The following is a 1,382-nucleotide window of genomic DNA, read 5'->3' on the forward strand; positions in this document are numbered from 1 at the left end:
CGTGTTACAAATGCGCTCTTGGCTTAAAGAGCATGGTCTTGAAATGGAGTCGCTTGGTAAAAAAGAAGTCGCTAAAGAGCTTAAAACAGTGGGTAAAGAGTTGGCGGAAGTTTTACGGCTTCGCCAGCAGCTTGCCAAATCATCGGTGAAAAAGTATACGGCGATGAAAAACGCTGCCTGCATGGATTATCGGGAGCGTGGCATGTTTCGCTTCTATGGTGCAAACCGTACCGGAAGGTTCGCGGGAAGGCTCGTTCAATTACAAAACCTACCACAAAACCATCTGCCTGATCTAGCTGAGGCTAGAAGTCTTGTTAAACAGGGAAATGTTGAAGCGTTGGAAATGCTTTATGAGGATATTCCGGATACTTTATCCCAGCTTATCCGCACTGCTTTTATTCCACGCACGGGATTTAAGTTTATTGTCGCAGACTTTTCAGCAATCGAAGCGAGAGTCTTGGCTTGGCTTGCGGGTGAAAAATGGCGTATGCAAGTATTCGAGGAAGGCAAAGACATCTACTGCTCGTCAGCCTCTCAAATGTTTGGCGTACCTGTTGAAAAGCACGGAGTAAACGGGCACCTGCGGCAGAAAGGTAAGATTGCGGAACTTGCTCTTGGATATGGCGGCTCTGTTGGAGCGTTAAAAGCTATGGGAGCACTCGACATGGGTCTTAACGAGGATGAGCTGCAGCCTCTTGTTGATGCGTGGAGATCATCTAATCCGATGGTGACAACATTGTGGTGGGATGTGGACAGAGCGGTAAAACAGTGTGTACACGAACATGTATCTGTTCGAACACACAATATTGTGTTCACTTACAAGAGTGGGTTTCTTATCATCGAACTGCCTTCGAAAAGATGCCTTTACTATGTGAAGCCACGTGTGGAAGAAAACAAGTATGGTGGTGAATCAGTCACCTATGAGGGTGTTGGATCTACTAAAAAATGGGAGCGGCTGGAAAGCTACGGTCCTAAATTCGTGGAAAACATTACGCAAGCTATAGCTCGTGACATTCTACTTTACGCCATGCAAACGCTGAAAGAATATCGCATCGTTGCTCACGTGCATGATGAAGCCATTATCGAAACCGATAAAAGCGTGAGTGTTCAAAGCGTGTGTGAGCTAATGGGAAGAACACCACCTTGGGCAGAAGGACTTTTTTTACGAGCTGACGGCTACGAGTGCGATTTTTACAAAAAAGATTAAAAAACCGTCAGATTTTATTCTTTCCCAAGGCTACCTCATAGGAGGTGGCCTTTTTATGAATATGGAAGAACAACGCAAGGTCAAATTGCTAAGAGATGAAGGCCTTAGCTATACGCAGATTGCAAACCGAATGGATATTTCCGTTAATACGATTAAAAGCTACTGCAAACGTAAC

The 1,382-nt window shown here is 45.1% G+C and carries 2 protein-coding genes; both read left to right on the forward strand.

Features of this window, described 5'->3' with window-relative positions; translation table 11 throughout:
* Positions 1 to 1,207 (forward strand): DNA polymerase (locus P0108_RS07090; RefSeq protein WP_473730934.1); only part of this gene is annotated, 1,207 nt, incomplete at its 5' end.
* Between the two features lie 61 nt (positions 1,208 to 1,268).
* A partial coding sequence (locus P0108_RS07095; RefSeq protein WP_473730935.1) for a sigma factor-like helix-turn-helix DNA-binding protein occupies positions 1,269 to 1,382 on the forward strand: 114 nt, incomplete at its 3' end.

The sequence above is a fragment of the Gardnerella sp. c10Ua_244 genome, assembly GCF_055818055.1.